This window comes from Pantoea sp. GABEPS69 (assembly GCF_045780835.1).
In the GTDB taxonomy this organism is placed as follows: Bacteria; Pseudomonadota; Gammaproteobacteria; order Enterobacterales; family Enterobacteriaceae; genus Pantoea; species Pantoea septica.
The window spans coordinates 820,775-834,697 of record NZ_CP118618.1 but is presented as its reverse complement, the minus strand read 5'-3'; the positions used below and the strand labels follow the sequence as shown (position 1 = coordinate 834,697).

13 protein-coding genes and 5 tRNA genes are annotated in these 13,923 nt (G+C 56.6%); 1 reads left to right on the top strand and 17 read right to left on the bottom strand.

Features of this window, described 5'->3' with window-relative positions; all coding sequences use genetic code 11:
* Positions 1 to 54 precede the first annotated feature (54 nt).
* The 15 genes from luxS to tam all read right to left on the bottom strand — a co-directional run bounded on the left by luxS (position 55) and on the right by tam (position 11,125).
* Entirely contained in the window at positions 55 to 570 is a 516-nt protein-coding gene (gene luxS / locus PVE98_RS03915) for an S-ribosylhomocysteine lyase (RefSeq protein WP_033752034.1), read from the bottom strand.
* Between the two features lie 149 nt (positions 571 to 719).
* Positions 720 to 2,324 (bottom strand): glutamate--cysteine ligase, encoded by a 1,605-nt coding sequence (gene gshA, locus PVE98_RS03910; RefSeq protein WP_033752036.1) that lies wholly within the window; start codon positions 2,322 to 2,324, stop codon positions 720 to 722.
* A gap of 31 nt (positions 2,325 to 2,355) precedes the next feature.
* Positions 2,356 to 2,784 (bottom strand): YqaA family protein, encoded by a 429-nt coding sequence (locus PVE98_RS03905; RefSeq protein WP_096073719.1) that lies wholly within the window; start codon positions 2,782 to 2,784, stop codon positions 2,356 to 2,358.
* Positions 2,781 to 3,347 (bottom strand): fructose-1-phosphate/6-phosphogluconate phosphatase, encoded by a 567-nt coding sequence (gene yqaB / locus PVE98_RS03900; RefSeq protein ID WP_096073720.1) that lies wholly within the window; start codon positions 3,345 to 3,347, stop codon positions 2,781 to 2,783. The genes PVE98_RS03905 and yqaB overlap by 4 nt, the downstream gene beginning before the upstream one ends.
* Positions 3,348 to 3,750: 403 nt before the next feature.
* Positions 3,751 to 3,827 (bottom strand) — tRNA-Arg (locus tag PVE98_RS03895).
* A 105-nt stretch (positions 3,828 to 3,932) separates the two neighbouring features.
* A tRNA-Arg gene (locus tag PVE98_RS03890) sits at positions 3,933 to 4,009 on the bottom strand.
* Between the two features lie 95 nt (positions 4,010 to 4,104).
* Positions 4,105 to 4,181, bottom strand: a tRNA-Arg gene (locus PVE98_RS03885).
* Between the two features lie 92 nt (positions 4,182 to 4,273).
* Positions 4,274 to 4,350: transfer RNA gene (locus PVE98_RS03880), tRNA-Arg, on the bottom strand.
* A 9-nt stretch (positions 4,351 to 4,359) separates the two neighbouring features.
* Positions 4,360 to 4,452, bottom strand: a tRNA-Ser gene (locus PVE98_RS03875).
* Positions 4,453 to 4,757: 305 nt separating this feature from the next.
* Positions 4,758 to 4,943, bottom strand: a complete 186-nt coding sequence (gene csrA / locus PVE98_RS03870; RefSeq protein ID WP_004155916.1) for a carbon storage regulator CsrA — start codon at positions 4,941 to 4,943, stop codon at positions 4,758 to 4,760.
* Between the two features lie 250 nt (positions 4,944 to 5,193).
* On the bottom strand, positions 5,194 to 7,821 hold the full coding sequence (alaS, locus tag PVE98_RS03865; protein WP_096073721.1) for an alanine--tRNA ligase: 2,628 nt from the start codon (positions 7,819 to 7,821) through the stop codon (positions 5,194 to 5,196).
* A 136-nt stretch (positions 7,822 to 7,957) separates the two neighbouring features.
* Positions 7,958 to 8,470 carry a regulatory protein RecX gene (locus tag PVE98_RS03860; RefSeq protein ID WP_081876066.1) on the bottom strand — a complete coding sequence of 171 codons (513 nt, stop codon included), beginning with the start codon at positions 8,468 to 8,470 and terminating at the stop codon, positions 7,958 to 7,960.
* 112 nt (positions 8,471 to 8,582) lie between these two features.
* The gene (recA, locus tag PVE98_RS03855; RefSeq protein ID WP_033752052.1) at positions 8,583 to 9,656 is read right to left on the bottom strand and encodes a recombinase RecA; all 1,074 of its coding nucleotides are present in this window, start codon (positions 9,654 to 9,656) and stop codon (positions 8,583 to 8,585) included.
* 95 nt (positions 9,657 to 9,751) lie between these two features.
* A complete protein-coding gene (gene pncC / locus PVE98_RS03850) occupies positions 9,752 to 10,246 on the bottom strand; it encodes a nicotinamide-nucleotide amidase (RefSeq protein ID WP_096073722.1) in 495 nt (164 codons plus the stop codon).
* 99 nt (positions 10,247 to 10,345) lie between these two features.
* Positions 10,346 to 11,125, bottom strand: coding sequence for a trans-aconitate 2-methyltransferase (tam, locus tag PVE98_RS03845; RefSeq protein ID WP_033752057.1), 780 nt, complete (start codon positions 11,123 to 11,125; stop codon positions 10,346 to 10,348).
* Positions 11,126 to 11,270: 145 nt separating this feature from the next.
* Between tam and PVE98_RS03840 the strand changes: the two genes are divergently transcribed.
* A complete protein-coding gene (locus PVE98_RS03840; RefSeq protein WP_096073723.1) occupies positions 11,271 to 12,158 on the top strand; it encodes a dihydrodipicolinate synthase family protein in 888 nt (295 codons plus the stop codon).
* A 33-nt stretch (positions 12,159 to 12,191) separates the two neighbouring features.
* On the opposite strand, the gene PVE98_RS03835 is transcribed toward PVE98_RS03840, so the two are convergent.
* On the bottom strand, positions 12,192 to 12,530 hold the full coding sequence (locus PVE98_RS03835) for a zinc ribbon domain-containing protein YjdM (RefSeq protein ID WP_033752063.1): 339 nt from the start codon (positions 12,528 to 12,530) through the stop codon (positions 12,192 to 12,194).
* A 77-nt stretch (positions 12,531 to 12,607) separates the two neighbouring features.
* Entirely contained in the window at positions 12,608 to 13,690 is a 1,083-nt protein-coding gene (gene mltB / locus PVE98_RS03830; RefSeq protein WP_033752066.1) for a lytic murein transglycosylase B, read from the bottom strand.
* Positions 13,691 to 13,923: the final 233 nt, after the last annotated feature.

Genomic DNA, 13,923 nt, shown 5'->3' with positions numbered 1-13,923 from the left:
TAAAAAACGCCGCATCGATGCGGCGTTTTTTTTACTGCGCGTGACCCACCACGACTAGATGTGCAGCTCCTGCAGCTTTTCAGCCGGCAGCTTCAGATCTTCGTTGCGGTTCACGCCGATATCGTGCGCCAGCACGTTGCGCGCGATCTGCTGCGCTTCGTCGAGCGAATGCAGCTTGTAGCTGCCGCACTGGTATTCATTCAGCTCAGGGATTTGATTCTGATCCTTCACCTTCAGAACGTCTTCCATTGCTCCTTTCCATGCGCTGGCGACGCGCTGCTCGTCCGGCGTGCCGATCAGGCTCATGTAGAAACCGGTGCGGCATCCCATTGGAGAGATATCCACGATTTCTACGCCGTCGCCGTTAAGGTGATTACGCATAAAGCCCGCGAAGAGATGCTCGAGCGTATGGATACCGCGCTCGGTCAGGATCTCTTTGTTGGGACGGCAGAAACGCAGGTCAAAAACGGTGATGGTATCGCCATGGGGAGTTTTCATGGTCTTCGCAACACGCACTGCGGGCGCGGCCATAATGGTATGGTCAACGGTAAAACTGTCCAGTAGTGGCATACGTCACCTCCTGTTTTGAAATTTTTTTATAAACGATGAAACTTTTCTGTTCGCCCAACGTCTGAATATATGAAAGACGCGCATTTGTTATCATCATCCCTGACAACAGAGATGTTAATTTGGCCACATTGATGTGGCCTTTTTCTTTTCTAGCCTTCGCGACTGGCAAGGTAAGCTTCAAAATCGAGCGTATCGCCCTCTTCCAGCTTCTTCTGTGCCGCAACCGACTCCAGCGCCTGGCGCGTAAAATCTTCTTCGCTAATCACTTCCAGCGGCTCTTCGCACAGCATATGACGATACTGTTCCGCCAGAGCGATGCCGGTATCGGTGACGCCGCTGGCTTTGATCGCCTGCAGAATGCGCGCCGAATAGGTTAGCTCAGGATCGTCAAAGGACGCTACCAGTTGATCGCACACCTGTTGATATTGCGTGCTGCCCTGATTGCTGTCGAGCACTTCCGCCACGCGATGCAGATCGGCGAACAGCGCTTTACCCACTTCTACCAGCGAATGTTCAGTTTCGCTGCAGCCGACCGAAATTTTCTGGTTCGGCTTGCGCCCTTCCAGCACCACGCGATTCCAGTTTTTACGCGTGCACAGCAGCTCATCGGCGCTCATTTCAGGCGCGTCGGCCAGCGTGCACCAGATCAGGAAGAGATCGAGGAAACGCACCTGGTTGGCGTCGACGCCGATGGCGGAGAACGGGTTGATGTCGAGCGAGCGCACTTCGATATACTCGATGCCGCCGCGCAGCAGCGCATCGGAAGGCGCTTCGCCGGAGCGGGTTACGCGCTTCGGACGGATCGGCGCGTAAAGCTCGTTCTCAATCTGCAGTACGTTGGTATTAAGCTGCAGCCAGTTGCCGTCCGCATCTTTCGTGCCCATCGCGGCATACTCTTCAGACGGCGTTTTGATGGCGGCTTTTAACGCCTTAACGTATCCCTCAAGGGAGTTGAAGGTAATGCCGAGACCGCTCTGCGACTTGTTGGTGTAGCCGAGGTCGCTCAGGCGCAGCGAGGTCGCATAGGGCAGCCACAGCGAATCTTTACCATCGGTTTCAAACGGCAGTTTGCTCTCGCGTCCCTGCAGGAAGCTGGAGCTAATCGCCGGCGAAGCGCCGAAGAGATAAGGGATCACCCAGCCGTAACGGTAGTAGTTGCGGATAAGGCGCAGATAGCCGGCAGAGATGGTCTCTTTGCCGCTTTCGGCATCTTTAACGTCCGCCCACTCCTGCCAGAAGCTCAGCGGCAGCGAGAAGTTATAGTGGATGCCGGAGATGGTCTGCATCAGCGCGCCGTAGCGATTTTTCAGCCCCTGACGATAGAGCGTCTTCATGCGTCCGATGTTAGAACTGCCGTACTGCGCCAGCTCGATGCGATCGGCGTCGTCGATCAAACAAGGCATGCTGAAAGGCCACATGCGCTCTTCAGCCAGCTCGCGCGCCACATGGCGATGGATATCGCGCAGAAACGCCAGCATATGGTCGATGTTTTGATCCACCGGCGTGATGAACTCCAGCAGCGTTTCCGCGAAGTCGGTGGTAATCCAGTCATGCTTCAGCGCCGATCCCAGCGAGTCGGGATGGCCGCTCTCCGCCAGATGACCATCAGGCTTTACGCGCAGCGTTTCGCGTTCAATGCCGCGGCCAATACCTTTCAAGGCATTGGGATGCGCTTCCAGCCAGGAGAGCGCTTTAGATACGTCCGGGATCACATTAACCTCCCGCTGGGACAGTAATTTATTTTTGTTCAGCATAATGTTAACCCTAGCCTCGAATCTGTGCGAATCAATGCCACCATTGCAAACCCTGTAAGGTGGCGGTCGCGATAACGATATAACGCAGTGTTTTCCCGACGGCGAGAAACAGCAGGACCGGAAGCCAGGCAAAGCGCATCCAGCCTGCGAGCACGCAGAGCAGGTCGCCGATTACCGGCAGCCAGCTCAGCAACAGTGCTGCAGGTCCCAGTCGGCGCAACCACGTTATTGCTGTGTCATGCCATCGCCCCTGCCGTTTCAACGGCAGTAAGCGACCAAGAAAAATATTGGTTATGCCGCCCAGCGTATTTCCCACTGATGCAGCGACAATCAATCCAAAAACGGAAGCCTTTTTGGCAACCAGTAACGCAATCAGCAGCGCCTCAGAACTTCCCGGTAACAGGGTGGCGCTGAGAAAGCTGCTGCCAAACAGAGAAGCAAGCGCCAGAACGTCACTCACAGCAGGCGCACGTCAACCACATCCATACCGGCCGCTTTCGCCGCCTGTACGCCAAAATCGGCGTCTTCGAACACTACGCAGCGTCCGGGCTCGACGCCCATCAGCGCTGCGCAGCGTAAAAACGTATCGGGTTCGGGTTTGTGACGCTCGACGTCGTCGGCGCCCACCACCGCAGTGAAGAGCTCGCGAACGCCCAGCTGGTTGAGCAGCGCGTCCGCCATGCTGTGTTCGCTTCCTGTGCCGACCGCCATCGGACGGCGGCCGTGATAGGCTTTCACCACCTCCATCAGCGGAAGTGGACGCACGTTTTCCAGCAGCATGGCCTTAACCGCCGCGGTTTTTTCGGCGGCCAGCTGATACGGATCCTGAGAGGAGCGGTTTTGTTCGATAATAAATTGCGCAAGTCGCCAGGTGGGCGCGCCGTTGAAACCAACCATTTGCGATTCGTCTAACGACAGTCCATATCGTCCCAGTACCTGATGCCACGCTTTTCGATGTGTCGGCTCGGTATCGAGAATCGTGCCGTCCATATCGAAAATCAGTGCGTCATATTGATCGTACATCGTCACTCCGGACATCCAACAAATGAGCCATTACTTTAGCCTAATGCGCCCAGGTTGTCGCCAGGGGACATGAACAGCAAATGCTTTGAAAGCATTAGCAATTTTTCTTTTCAGAAAAAGGTGATCGCGCGATGCCGGAGATAATTGCCGGAAATTTCAGTGAGTTTGGGTTTTGTTACAGCTGTGAATGGTAAGCAGGAAAGGAGAATAAAGCGTATTGAAAAAGGGGCTTAGACGGGAGATGAGGACTGTTCATATCGTAGAGTATGGTGCATCCGGGAGGATTACTCGGCTTTCGCCTCGCCCTGCGGGCCGTTGCTGATGCAACGTTTTCCTCCCTCATACTGTCTGGCATTCAGTCTGGCCATATCAGTTCGGGGCGCACTGTTCATATCGTAAATTATGGTGCATCCGGGAGGATTCGAACCTCCGACCGCTCGGTTCGTAGCCGAGTACTCTATCCAGCTGAGCTACGGATGCATCGGGAAAGCATTTTGCAGGGGGTAAATCAGATAACCAGGAAGTGCCGGCAATTACGCGTCTCGCGTTGAGACATCTTGCCCATACTGTCGATATCGCAAAGTATGGTGCATCCGGGAGGATTCGAACCTCCGACCGCTCGGTTCGTAGCCGAGTACTCTATCCAGCTGAGCTACGGATGCATCGGGAAATCGTTTTACAGGGATTAAATCAGACAACCAGGAAGTGCCAGAATTAACGCGTCTCGCTTGAGACATCTTGACCATATCCAGAGATATGGTGCATCCGGGAGGATTCGAACCTCCGACCGCTCGGTTCGTAGCCGAGTACTCTATCCAGCTGAGCTACGGATGCATAGATAATTCTTGTACAACGCAGGGTGCTAACAACTCACCGAGAAAGGAACGACTCTTTCACTTACTTTTTTATTCCGCATCTTTAAAAGATGGTGCATCCGGGAGGATTCGAACCTCCGACCGCTCGGTTCGTAGCCGAGTACTCTATCCAGCTGAGCTACGGATGCATCGGAAAATGGCGGTGAGGCGGGGATTCGAACCCCGGATGCAGCTTTTGACCGCATACTCCCTTAGCAGGGGAGCGCCTTCAGCCTCTCGGCCACCTCACCTTACGCGTTCTTCCGAACCGTGCGTCTGAACGTTGTATCTGCTCATCGGCACTGCGTGGCGCACATATTACTTTCCCGCACTTATAAGTCAAACAATTTTTCCCACCGCTCGATCGTTTGCACAAATGACGCTCAATTGGCGTAATTTGCCGACAAAAAGAGTGAATTATCAACAGTAAAAGCGAGCAGTCAGGAAAATAATCAGAAAGACGGAGCGGGAGTAAACCAAGGCGAAGCGGGAAGAAAAGAGGCGTAAAGCGGAAAAGCGGTAGCGCCTCGCAGAATCCGGCGAGGCGCTGAATCCGTTAGTAACTCGTTTGCTGAGTTTTTTCGGCCTGAATGCGCTGATAAATCTCTTCGCGATGCACTGAGACCTCTTTTGGCGCGTTCACACCAATACGAACCTGGTTACCTTTCACACCCAGCACCGTTACAGTCACCTCATCGCCAATCATGAGGGTTTCACCAACTCGACGAGTTAGAATAAGCATTCTTTGCTCCTTGAAAGATTAAAAGAGTCGGGCTCTGTTTGGGCTCCCGGCATTATCCATCATTTAACGCTGAACATTGACTATGACAAATACACCAATGTACGTCGCTACGCCAATACATTCTGCTGATAGTTAGTTTAGCCGAAATACACTACATCAACCTGACTTTGTCATTACCTGATGCACATCGTATTAAAAAGCGCCGGAACCTCAGGCCCTGGCGCTTTTCACGATGCATTGTTCTATTTCGTTACAGGCGGCTGCTGACCCAGCTTTCAACGCCCGCCAGCGCGCCTTTCAGCGCCTGCGCATCGGTGCCGCCGGCCTGGGCCATATCGGGGCGCCCGCCGCCTTTGCCGCCAACCTGCTGCGCCAGTTCGCCCACCAGCTCGCCCGCTTTTACGCGGTCAGTGAGATCTTTGGTTACGCCTGCAATTAACGACACTTTTCCTTCCGCTACGGTCGCCAGCACAATGACCGCCGAACCCAGCTGATTTTTCAGATCGTCTACCATGGTGCGCAACATTTTCGGCTCTACGTTGCTCAGTTCGCTAACCAGCAGCTTCACACCTTGAATGTCGATCGCTTTATTGCTCAAAGAAGCGCTCTCAAGCGCAGCCTGCTGATCGCGCAGCTGCTGCAGCTCTTTCTCCAGCGAGCGCACATGATCGACCAGTCCGCGCACCTTGTCGTTCAGATTGCTGCTGTTGGCTTTCACCAACTGCGCAATCTCGTTCAGCTGACTGCTCTGCGCATAAACCTGCGCCAGCGCGCCCTCGCCAGTTACGGCTTCGATACGGCGTACGCCTGCGGCCGTGCCGGACTCGCTCAAAATGCGGAACAGACCAATATCGCCGGTGCGCGCAGCGTGGGTACCGCCGCACAGTTCGATGGAGAAATCGCCCATGGTCAGCACGCGCACGCGCTGATCGTACTTCTCGCCGAACAGCGCCATCGCGCCCTTGCCTTTCGCCGCGTCGATATCCATCACTTCGGTTTCGACCGGCAGGTTGCGGCGGATCTGCGCGTTGACGATCTCTTCAACCTGATGAAGCTCCTGCGGTTTCATCGCTTCAAAATGCGAGAAGTCGAAACGCAGATACTTATCATTGACCAGCGATCCCTTCTGCGCCACATGTTCGCCGAGAACTTCACGCAGCGCCGCGTGCAGCAGATGCGTTGCAGAGTGGTTCAGACGAATGCGCGCGCGGCGCGCTTCGTCAACCTGCGCCTCAACGCGATCGTTGATACGCAGATGACCAGCCGTCAGCTTACCGATATGGCCGATAGCCTGGCCATATTTTTGTGTATCCTGGACGCTAAATTCAGCATTCTTCCCTTTCAGCAGGCCTGTATCGCCTACCTGGCCGCCCGATTCACCATAAAACGGCGTTTCGTCCAGCACCACGACCGCTTCCTGACCTGCGGCTACTTCCTCTACCGCGACGCCGTCAACGTAAATAGCCTTCACGCTAGCCGCGAGATCGAGCTGGTCGTAGCCTTTGAAGGCGGAGGCCGCATCGATGCTGATGACGTTGCTGTAATCGGCGCCGAAACCGCTGGCCTCGCGCGCGCGCTGGCGCTGCTGCTCCATTGCTTTTTCAAAGCCGGCTTCGTCGATTTTCAGGTTGCGCTCGCGGCAGACGTCGGCCGTAAGATCGGCCGGGAAGCCGAAGGTATCGTACAGACGGAAGACGGTTTCGCCGTCCAGCGTATCGCCCTGCAGTTTGGCCAGCTCCTCGTCCAGCAGCGCCAGACCGCGCTCCAGCGTTTTCGCGAACTGCTCTTCTTCAGTCTTGAGTACCGTTTCCACCTGGCTCTGCTGACGCTTAAGATCGTCGCCCGCAGCGCCCATCACCTCGACCAGCGGGGCGACCAGCTTGTAGAAGAACGCCTCTTTCGCGCCCAGCATATTGCCGTGGCGTACCGCACGACGAATGATGCGGCGCAGTACGTAGCCGCGGTTTTCGTTCGACGGGATAACGCCGTCGGCGATGAGAAACGCGCAGGAGCGGATATGGTCGGCGATAACGCGCAGCGACTTATTGCTGAGGTCAGTCGCGCCGGTGACGCTGGCTACCGCTTTGATCAGTTTGTCGAACAGATCGATTTCATAGTTGGAATTAACGTGCTGCAGCACGGCGGATATACGCTCCAGGCCCATGCCGGTATCGACCGAGGGCTTCGGCAGCGGCAGCATGGTGCCGTCCGGCTGACGGTTGAACTGCATGAAGACGATATTCCAGATCTCGATATAGCGATCGCCATCTTCTTCCGGGCTTCCCGGCGGTCCGCCCCAGATGTGGTCGCCATGATCGTAGAAAATTTCGCTGCATGGTCCGCAAGGACCGGTATCGCCCATCTGCCAGAAGTTGTCAGAGGCGTACGCGCTGCCTTTGTTGTCGCCGATACGAATAATGCGCTCGCGCGGCACGCCAATATCGTTGGCCCAGATGTCGTAGGCTTCGTCATCGGTCTCATAAACGGTGACCCACAGACGCTCTTTCGGCAGAGCGAACCAGGTTTCTCCCGTCAGCAGTTCCCAGGCATAAGCAATCGCCTCTTTCTTGAAGTAGTCGCCGAAGCTGAAGTTGCCCAGCATTTCAAAGAAAGTGTGGTGACGTGCGGTATAACCGACGTTTTCCAGATCATTGTGCTTGCCGCCTGCACGCACGCAGCGCTGCGACGTGGTCGCGCGCGAATAGTTGCGCTTGTCCTGTCCAAGGAAAACATCCTTGAACTGAACCATGCCGGCGTTGGTGAACAGCAGCGTCGGGTCGTTATTCGGTACGAGGGAGCTGCTGGCTACAACCTGATGTCCCTTGCTATGGAAAAAGTCGAGAAACGCTTGACGGATCTCAGCAGTGCTCTTGCTCATATATATCCTGGAATCACGCTAACGAAAGTTCCGTCCGGTCAGACAAGCCGCATCCGCGCAGTTGTCCGTTCAGTGGAACAAAAAAGTGGGAATAAGATAAATTTTCTTCACAGGGAAGTAAAACCCCGCGCGGCTTTCAGTCATCAAAATTTCTGAAAACGGACTGAATATCCTCCATGAAAAAGCCTTTTGCCTGCAAAAAGCGCTGAACTTTGGCTTTTGCCTTCCATTCCGTGGGCAAAGGAAGACCGAATTTGCGCTCCGCCAGCTGCGCGGCGCAGGCGCCCCAGTCAATCTCACAGGCTTCCATCGCAATATCAATTTCTGGCCGCGCGATGCCTTTTTGTCCCAGCTCTAGCCGGATACGCTGCGGGCCGTACCCTTTACGGCTGCGGCTCTGGATAAAGCGCTCAGTAAAGCGCGCCTCATTAAGCCAGCCGTTTTCCTGGCACCAGCCGATGACTTTATCCAGCTGCGCGTCGGTAATGATTTCAGGGTCGTTCTGCTGGATAAAGGCCGCTCGCTGCACTGACTGCTGCAGCTTTCTGCGCAGTTCGGCCTCGCTGTGATCGCGCTGCGCCAGAATGCGCATAGCGCGGTCGAGCAGTCGCGGAAAAGCGATTTCCTTAGGTTGCGGTTGTTCACTCATAGCGGTCACCTTGCTCAATCAGAAGGGGATTATGGCGGCAGAACGAGGGGGAAGAAAAGAGAGGGTCGTTAAAACTAAAAACGGGAGTGGATTGCCCACTCCCGTTACAGGGTTAGAAATCTTCGTTCGTCTCGCTGGCTGCGTCTTCCAGCGCGCCTGCTGGCGCATTAGCGGCGCCCGCTTCGGCATTCGCGCTGTTCAGCAGCATCTCACGCAGTTTAACGTCCAGCTCGTTGGCGATCGCCGGGTTTTCCTTAAGGAAGTTGGTGGCGTTCGCTTTACCCTGGCCAATCTTGTCGCCGTTGTAGCTATACCAGGCGCCTGCTTTTTCCACCAGCTTATACTTCACGCCCAGGTCGACCAGCTCGCCGAAGGTGTTGATGCCTTCGCCGTACATGATCTGGAACTCTGCCTGCTTAAACGGCGCGGCGATTTTATTTTTCACCACTTTAACGCGGGTTTCGCTGCCGACCACTTCGTCGCCCTCTTTGATCGCGCCGATACGACGGATATCAAGACGAACAGAAGCGTAGAACTTCAGCGCGTTACCACCAGTAGTGGTTTCCGGGTTACCGAACATCACGCCGATTTTCATACGGATCTGGTTGATGAAGATCAGCAGCGTGTTGGACTGCTTCAGGTTACCCGCCAGCTTACGCATCGCCTGACTCATCATACGCGCCGCAAGGCCCATGTGAGAGTCGCCGATTTCGCCTTCGATTTCCGCTTTCGGCGTCAGCGCCGCGACGGAGTCGACGATGATAACGTCCACGGCGCCTGAGCGCGCCAGCGCGTCACAGATTTCCAGCGCCTGCTCGCCGGTGTCCGGCTGAGAACAGAGCAGATTGTCGATGTCTACGCCGAGCTTCTTGGCATACACCGGATCCAGCGCGTGTTCAGCATCGATAAAGGCGCAGGTTTTGCCTTTGCGCTGTGCTGAAGCGATAACCTGCAGCGTCAGCGTAGTTTTACCAGAAGATTCCGGACCATAGATTTCGACCATACGGCCCATCGGCAAACCGCCGGCGCCCAGCGCGATATCCAGTGAAAGCGAACCGGTAGAAATGGTTTCCACGTCCATTGAGCGGTCTTCACCCAGACGCATGATGGAGCCTTTACCGAATTGCTTCTCAATCTGGCCCAGCGCAGCAGCTAAAGCCTTCTGTTTGTTTTCGTCAATTGCCATTTCTACTCCTGACTCATACGGGGGTAAGCACGCTACAAATGCCTGCTCGCTTTCTGTTGCTGCTAATTATACTGTATAGTCATACAGTATCAAGCTTAATTTGCCAAAAAATCGTCCTGTAATGTCTGTAGCGCAAAGGCTACGGACTGCCGACGTACCGCCTCGCGATCCCCTTGAAATTGCTGGCGTTTCGCTACTACTTTTCCGCCTGGCGCCGCGAAGCCGAACCATACGGTGCCGACCGGTTTTTCCGCGCTGCCGCCGTCCGGCCCGGCGATGCCGCTGACCGATAGCGCATAGTCCGCCTGCGCAGCGCGCTGTGCGCCCTGCGCCATCTCGCGCACCACGGCTTCGCTCACCGCGCCGTGCTGCGCAAGCGAAGCCGCAGCAACCCCCACCAGCTCCTGCTTGGCCTCATTGCTGTAGGTCACGAAACCGCGTTCGAACCAGGCGGAGCTGCCGCTGATGTCGGTCAATACTTTGGCGATCCAGCCGCCCGTACAGGACTCGGCGCAGGTTACCGTCGCGCTTGCCGCCTGAAGGCGTTTGCCTATTGCCGCGCTTAAGCGCTGCAGTTCCAGATCGTTCATCGCCACTCATCCTTTTAGCCTGGTTAAGAGAACATGGTGCAGAAGCGGGATATTTTCAACCCATCCCGCACATTGCCTGCCCGCTTTGCGCAACGCCTCTCAGCGCGAAGTCCCCTTTTTCACCGCTACGATAAAAAGACGCGGGAAGGCGAGCAAAATGCGGCCGTCGGCGCGCGGCGGATAGGCCAGCCGCAACGCCTGATGATACTGCTCCAGAAAGCGCGGCTGCTCGTCAGGTTCCAGCGCGTTGAGAAACGGCCGCAGTCCGGTCGCTTGCAGCCACAGGACAATCGCCTGCGCGTCGGGCATTACGTGGTAATAGGTGGTGCGCCAGAGATCCACTTCGCAGCCCGCCTGCGCCAGCAAATCGTAATAGCGCTCGCTGGTGAGCGGCTTTTTCCGCTCTACGTCGCCGATACGCTGACGCCAGGGATCGCAGGCGGCGATTTCGCGCATCAGACGATGCGAAGGCTCCTGCAGATTATCCGGCATCTGTATCGCCAGCGCGCCGCCGCTCGCCAGCTGACTCGCCAGCTGCGGCAACAGGCTGTCGTGCGCGTCCAGCCACTGCAGCGAAGCATTAGCATAAATTACCTGCTGCGGCTCAGCGGCGCGCCAGCGCCGAATATCCTCCTTGAGGAAAGTGCAGTGCGGCAGCCGTTCGCGCGCCTGCGCCAGCATCGCTTCAGAACTGTCCAGCCCGATAATCCGCGCGTCGGGCCAGGCGTGAGCCAGCAGCTCGGTGCTGTTGCCCGGTCCGCAGCCTAAATCCGTGGCGAAACGCACGTCGGTAACGGGAATACGTGCCAGCAGCTCTTGCGCAGGCCGCGTCCTTTCCGATTCGAACTGTCGATAAAGTTGGGGATCCCAGTCCTGCATCTTGAGCCTCTGTGTGAGTGAGCCTGAATACGCTGCGAAGCGGAAAAATGCGATGCGCTGCCCAATTTTACGCGCTGCGCTGGCAGAGCGTCACGCTGCGCATTAGGTTAAAACAGTGTTTCATTTTTCACGTTCAGGAGCGTTTATGATCTCGCAACCCGCATTTTCCGGCGTGTGGTGCCCCTCCGTTACGCCTTTTACGTCGCAAGGAGAGCCAGATATCGACGCGCTGGGTCGCCACTTCGCCCGACTAAACGCGTCAGGCATTAATACCTTACTGCTGATGGGCAGCATTGGCGAATTTGCTTCGCTGACGCAGCAGGAGCGATTGCTGTTGATTCGCGAGGCGCGACAGCTCTCGCCGCTCAGCATGGTCGCCAATATCTCCAGCACCTGCGTGTCGGATATGCTGGCGCTGGCCGAGGCCGCTTGGCAAAACGACTTCGACGCGGTGATGGTGCTGCCGCCCTACTACTACGGCCAGACGCCGCGTCAGCTGCTCAGCTACTTCCGCGCGCTGGATAAGCAGATCGGCGGCAGATGGTTCGCCTATAATTTTCCGGCGCGTACCGGCTGCGATTTGACGCCGACGCTGGTCAGCGAGCTGGCGGCCGAACTGCCTAATTTTATCGGCATAAAAGATACGGTCGACTGCCTGTCGCATAATCGCGCGCTGATCGAAGAAACTAAAAAGGTGCGCGACGATTTCGCCGTGCTCTCCGGCTATGACGAATATCTGGTGCCGAATCTGCTGGCAGGCGGCGCGGGCGTGATTTCAGGTCTGAATAACATCGTGCCGGAGCTTTTCGCTGCGGCGATGCAGGCGTGGCGCGAGCAGGATCTGGCGGCGCTGACGCGCATTCAGCAGCGCATCGGCAAGATGATGGCGATTTACGCCATCGGAGAGGATTTTGTCACCACCATTAAAACCGCGGTGGCACGCCGGTTCGATTCGATGACCAGCCAGTCGCGCAACTATGGCGGCGCGCTGAGCGCTGAGCAGTGCGAGGCGCTCGACCGGCTGTTTGACTAAGGCGCTGATGCGGGCGCGACGCGCCCGCCTGCGTTATCCGCGCTTTACGAACTCCGATTTCAGCTTCATCGGGCCAAAACCATCGATCTTGCAGTCGATATTATGATCGCCCTCAACCAGACGGATCCCTTTCACGCGGGTGCCGATCTTCAGCGTGGAGGAGCTGCCCTTCACTTTGAGATCTTTAATCACGGTCACCGTATCGCCATCTTCCAGCAGATTGCCGTTGGCGTCGCGCACCACAAGACGATCCGCAGTGCTTTCGCCTTCGCCCGGCGACCAGATATGACCACAGGCGGGACAGTTAAGGTTGTCGCCATCCTGCCAGCTGTAATCAGCCTGACAAAGGGGACATGCGGGAAGTGATTGCATAACAGCTCCTGAAACAACAGATATGATGACGCCAGAGGGGCGCCATCATATACCCGCACTATTGATAAGGGCAACTATCAGAACATCGCGCCGCTGCGCGCTTTGCTAACCGCCTCGCCCAGCTGCCATACCGCCATCGCGTAGTGCGTGCTGTGGTTGTAGCGGGTAATGACGTAGAAGTTAGGCAGTCCGTACCAGTACTGATAGCTGGTACCCATATCCAGACGCAGCAGGCTGACCTGGTTATTGCCGTCGAGCGAACCTTGCGGAGAGAGGCCGGACGCCGCCAGCATCTGCGGCGTGTAGCTGGTTTTGAAGCCGTTCTCCAGCAGCGGCGCCTGACCGCTGGCGGGAACGGCGACGCCCTCTCCGCTGCGCCAGCCGTGCTCTTTGAAGTAGTGCGCGACGCTGCCGATGGCGTCTACCGGATCCCACAGATTGACGTGGCCGTCGCCGTTGAAATCCACCGCATACTGCTGATAGGAAGAAGGCATAAACTGACCGTAGCCCATCGCGCCGGCGAACGATCCCTTCAGATCCAGCGGATCGTCCTCTTCGTTGCGCGCCATCAGCAGGAAGGTTTCCAGCTCGCTGCTGAAGTAGCTGGCGCGGCGCGGATAGTTAAACGACAGCGTGGCGAGCGCGTCGAGAATGCGCGTTTTCCCCATGACGCGGCCCCAGCGCGTCTCTACGCCGATAATGCCGACAATAATCTCCGGCGGCACGCCGTAGACCTGCTGCGCGCGCGTTAAGGCGTCCTGGTACTGGTTCCAGAAGGCGACGCCGTTCTGCACGTTGTCCGGCGTAATGAACTGCTTGCGATAGCGGATCCAGGCGCCGTTGGGCCCGGCGGGCGGCGTATAGGCGGGTGCCTGACGATCCATCAGGCGCAGTACGTAGTCCAGCCGTTTCGCCTGGCCGATAACCGCGTGCAGCTGCTGGCGGTCGAAGCCATGCTTCTCCACCATCTGGTCGATGAATTTTTCGGCGGCCGGATTACCGGCAAAGTCGCCAAGCACAGGCTGGACGGCGTGAGACTGTTCCAGCAGAAAGCCCCCTTTCGGCGCCGCCAGGGTAGCGGCCTGCGGCGCGGATTCAGGTTTACTGCTGCAGGCGGCAAGTAAGGCAACAAGCGGAAGCAAGGTGATCTTAAAACGCATTTGATATCCATAAGCATGCAGTGAAGGTAACGAATTATGGTAAACATTCACTCACGGAATAGACAGGGCGAAACGCAAAAATAGCGCCAGTGCATAGCTGTGAACTGGCGCAGGAAGCGCGGCAAACGGCTGCGCTGTTTCAGCGTCATCCTGCGGCACGGGACGCAAGGCTCACAGAAAACAGCAGGTTATGCTGTACGCCGACAGCAATAAAGATAGAGTGCGTTCAGCCC

What these genes read in the sequence shown, in the direction of transcription:
- luxS (WP_033752034.1), bottom strand. Translation starts at nt 570, where the DNA reads ATGCCACTACTGGACAGTTTTACCGTTGACCATACCATTATGGCCGCG.
- recA (WP_033752052.1), bottom strand. Translation starts at nt 9,656, where the DNA reads ATGGCAATTGACGAAAACAAACAGAAGGCTTTAGCTGCTGCGCTGGGC.
- csrA (WP_004155916.1), bottom strand. Translation starts at nt 4,943, where the DNA reads ATGCTTATTCTAACTCGTCGAGTTGGTGAAACCCTCATGATTGGCGAT.
- mltB (WP_033752066.1), bottom strand. Translation starts at nt 13,690, where the DNA reads ATGCGTTTTAAGATCACCTTGCTTCCGCTTGTTGCCTTACTTGCCGCC.
- PVE98_RS03835 (WP_033752063.1), bottom strand. Translation starts at nt 12,530, where the DNA reads ATGCAATCACTTCCCGCATGTCCCCTTTGTCAGGCTGATTACAGCTGG.
- pncC (WP_096073722.1), bottom strand. Translation starts at nt 10,246, where the DNA reads ATGAACGATCTGGAACTGCAGCGCTTAAGCGCGGCAATAGGCAAACGC.
- gshA (WP_033752036.1), bottom strand. Translation starts at nt 2,324, where the DNA reads ATGCTGAACAAAAATAAATTACTGTCCCAGCGGGAGGTTAATGTGATC.
- PVE98_RS03860 (WP_081876066.1), bottom strand. Translation starts at nt 8,470, where the DNA reads ATGAGTGAACAACCGCAACCTAAGGAAATCGCTTTTCCGCGACTGCTC.
- yqaB (WP_096073720.1), bottom strand. Translation starts at nt 3,347, where the DNA reads ATGTACGATCAATATGACGCACTGATTTTCGATATGGACGGCACGATT.
- alaS (WP_096073721.1), bottom strand. Translation starts at nt 7,821, where the DNA reads ATGAGCAAGAGCACTGCTGAGATCCGTCAAGCGTTTCTCGACTTTTTC.
- tam (WP_033752057.1), bottom strand. Translation starts at nt 11,125, where the DNA reads ATGCAGGACTGGGATCCCCAACTTTATCGACAGTTCGAATCGGAAAGG.
- PVE98_RS03840 (WP_096073723.1), top strand. Translation starts at nt 11,271, where the DNA reads ATGATCTCGCAACCCGCATTTTCCGGCGTGTGGTGCCCCTCCGTTACG.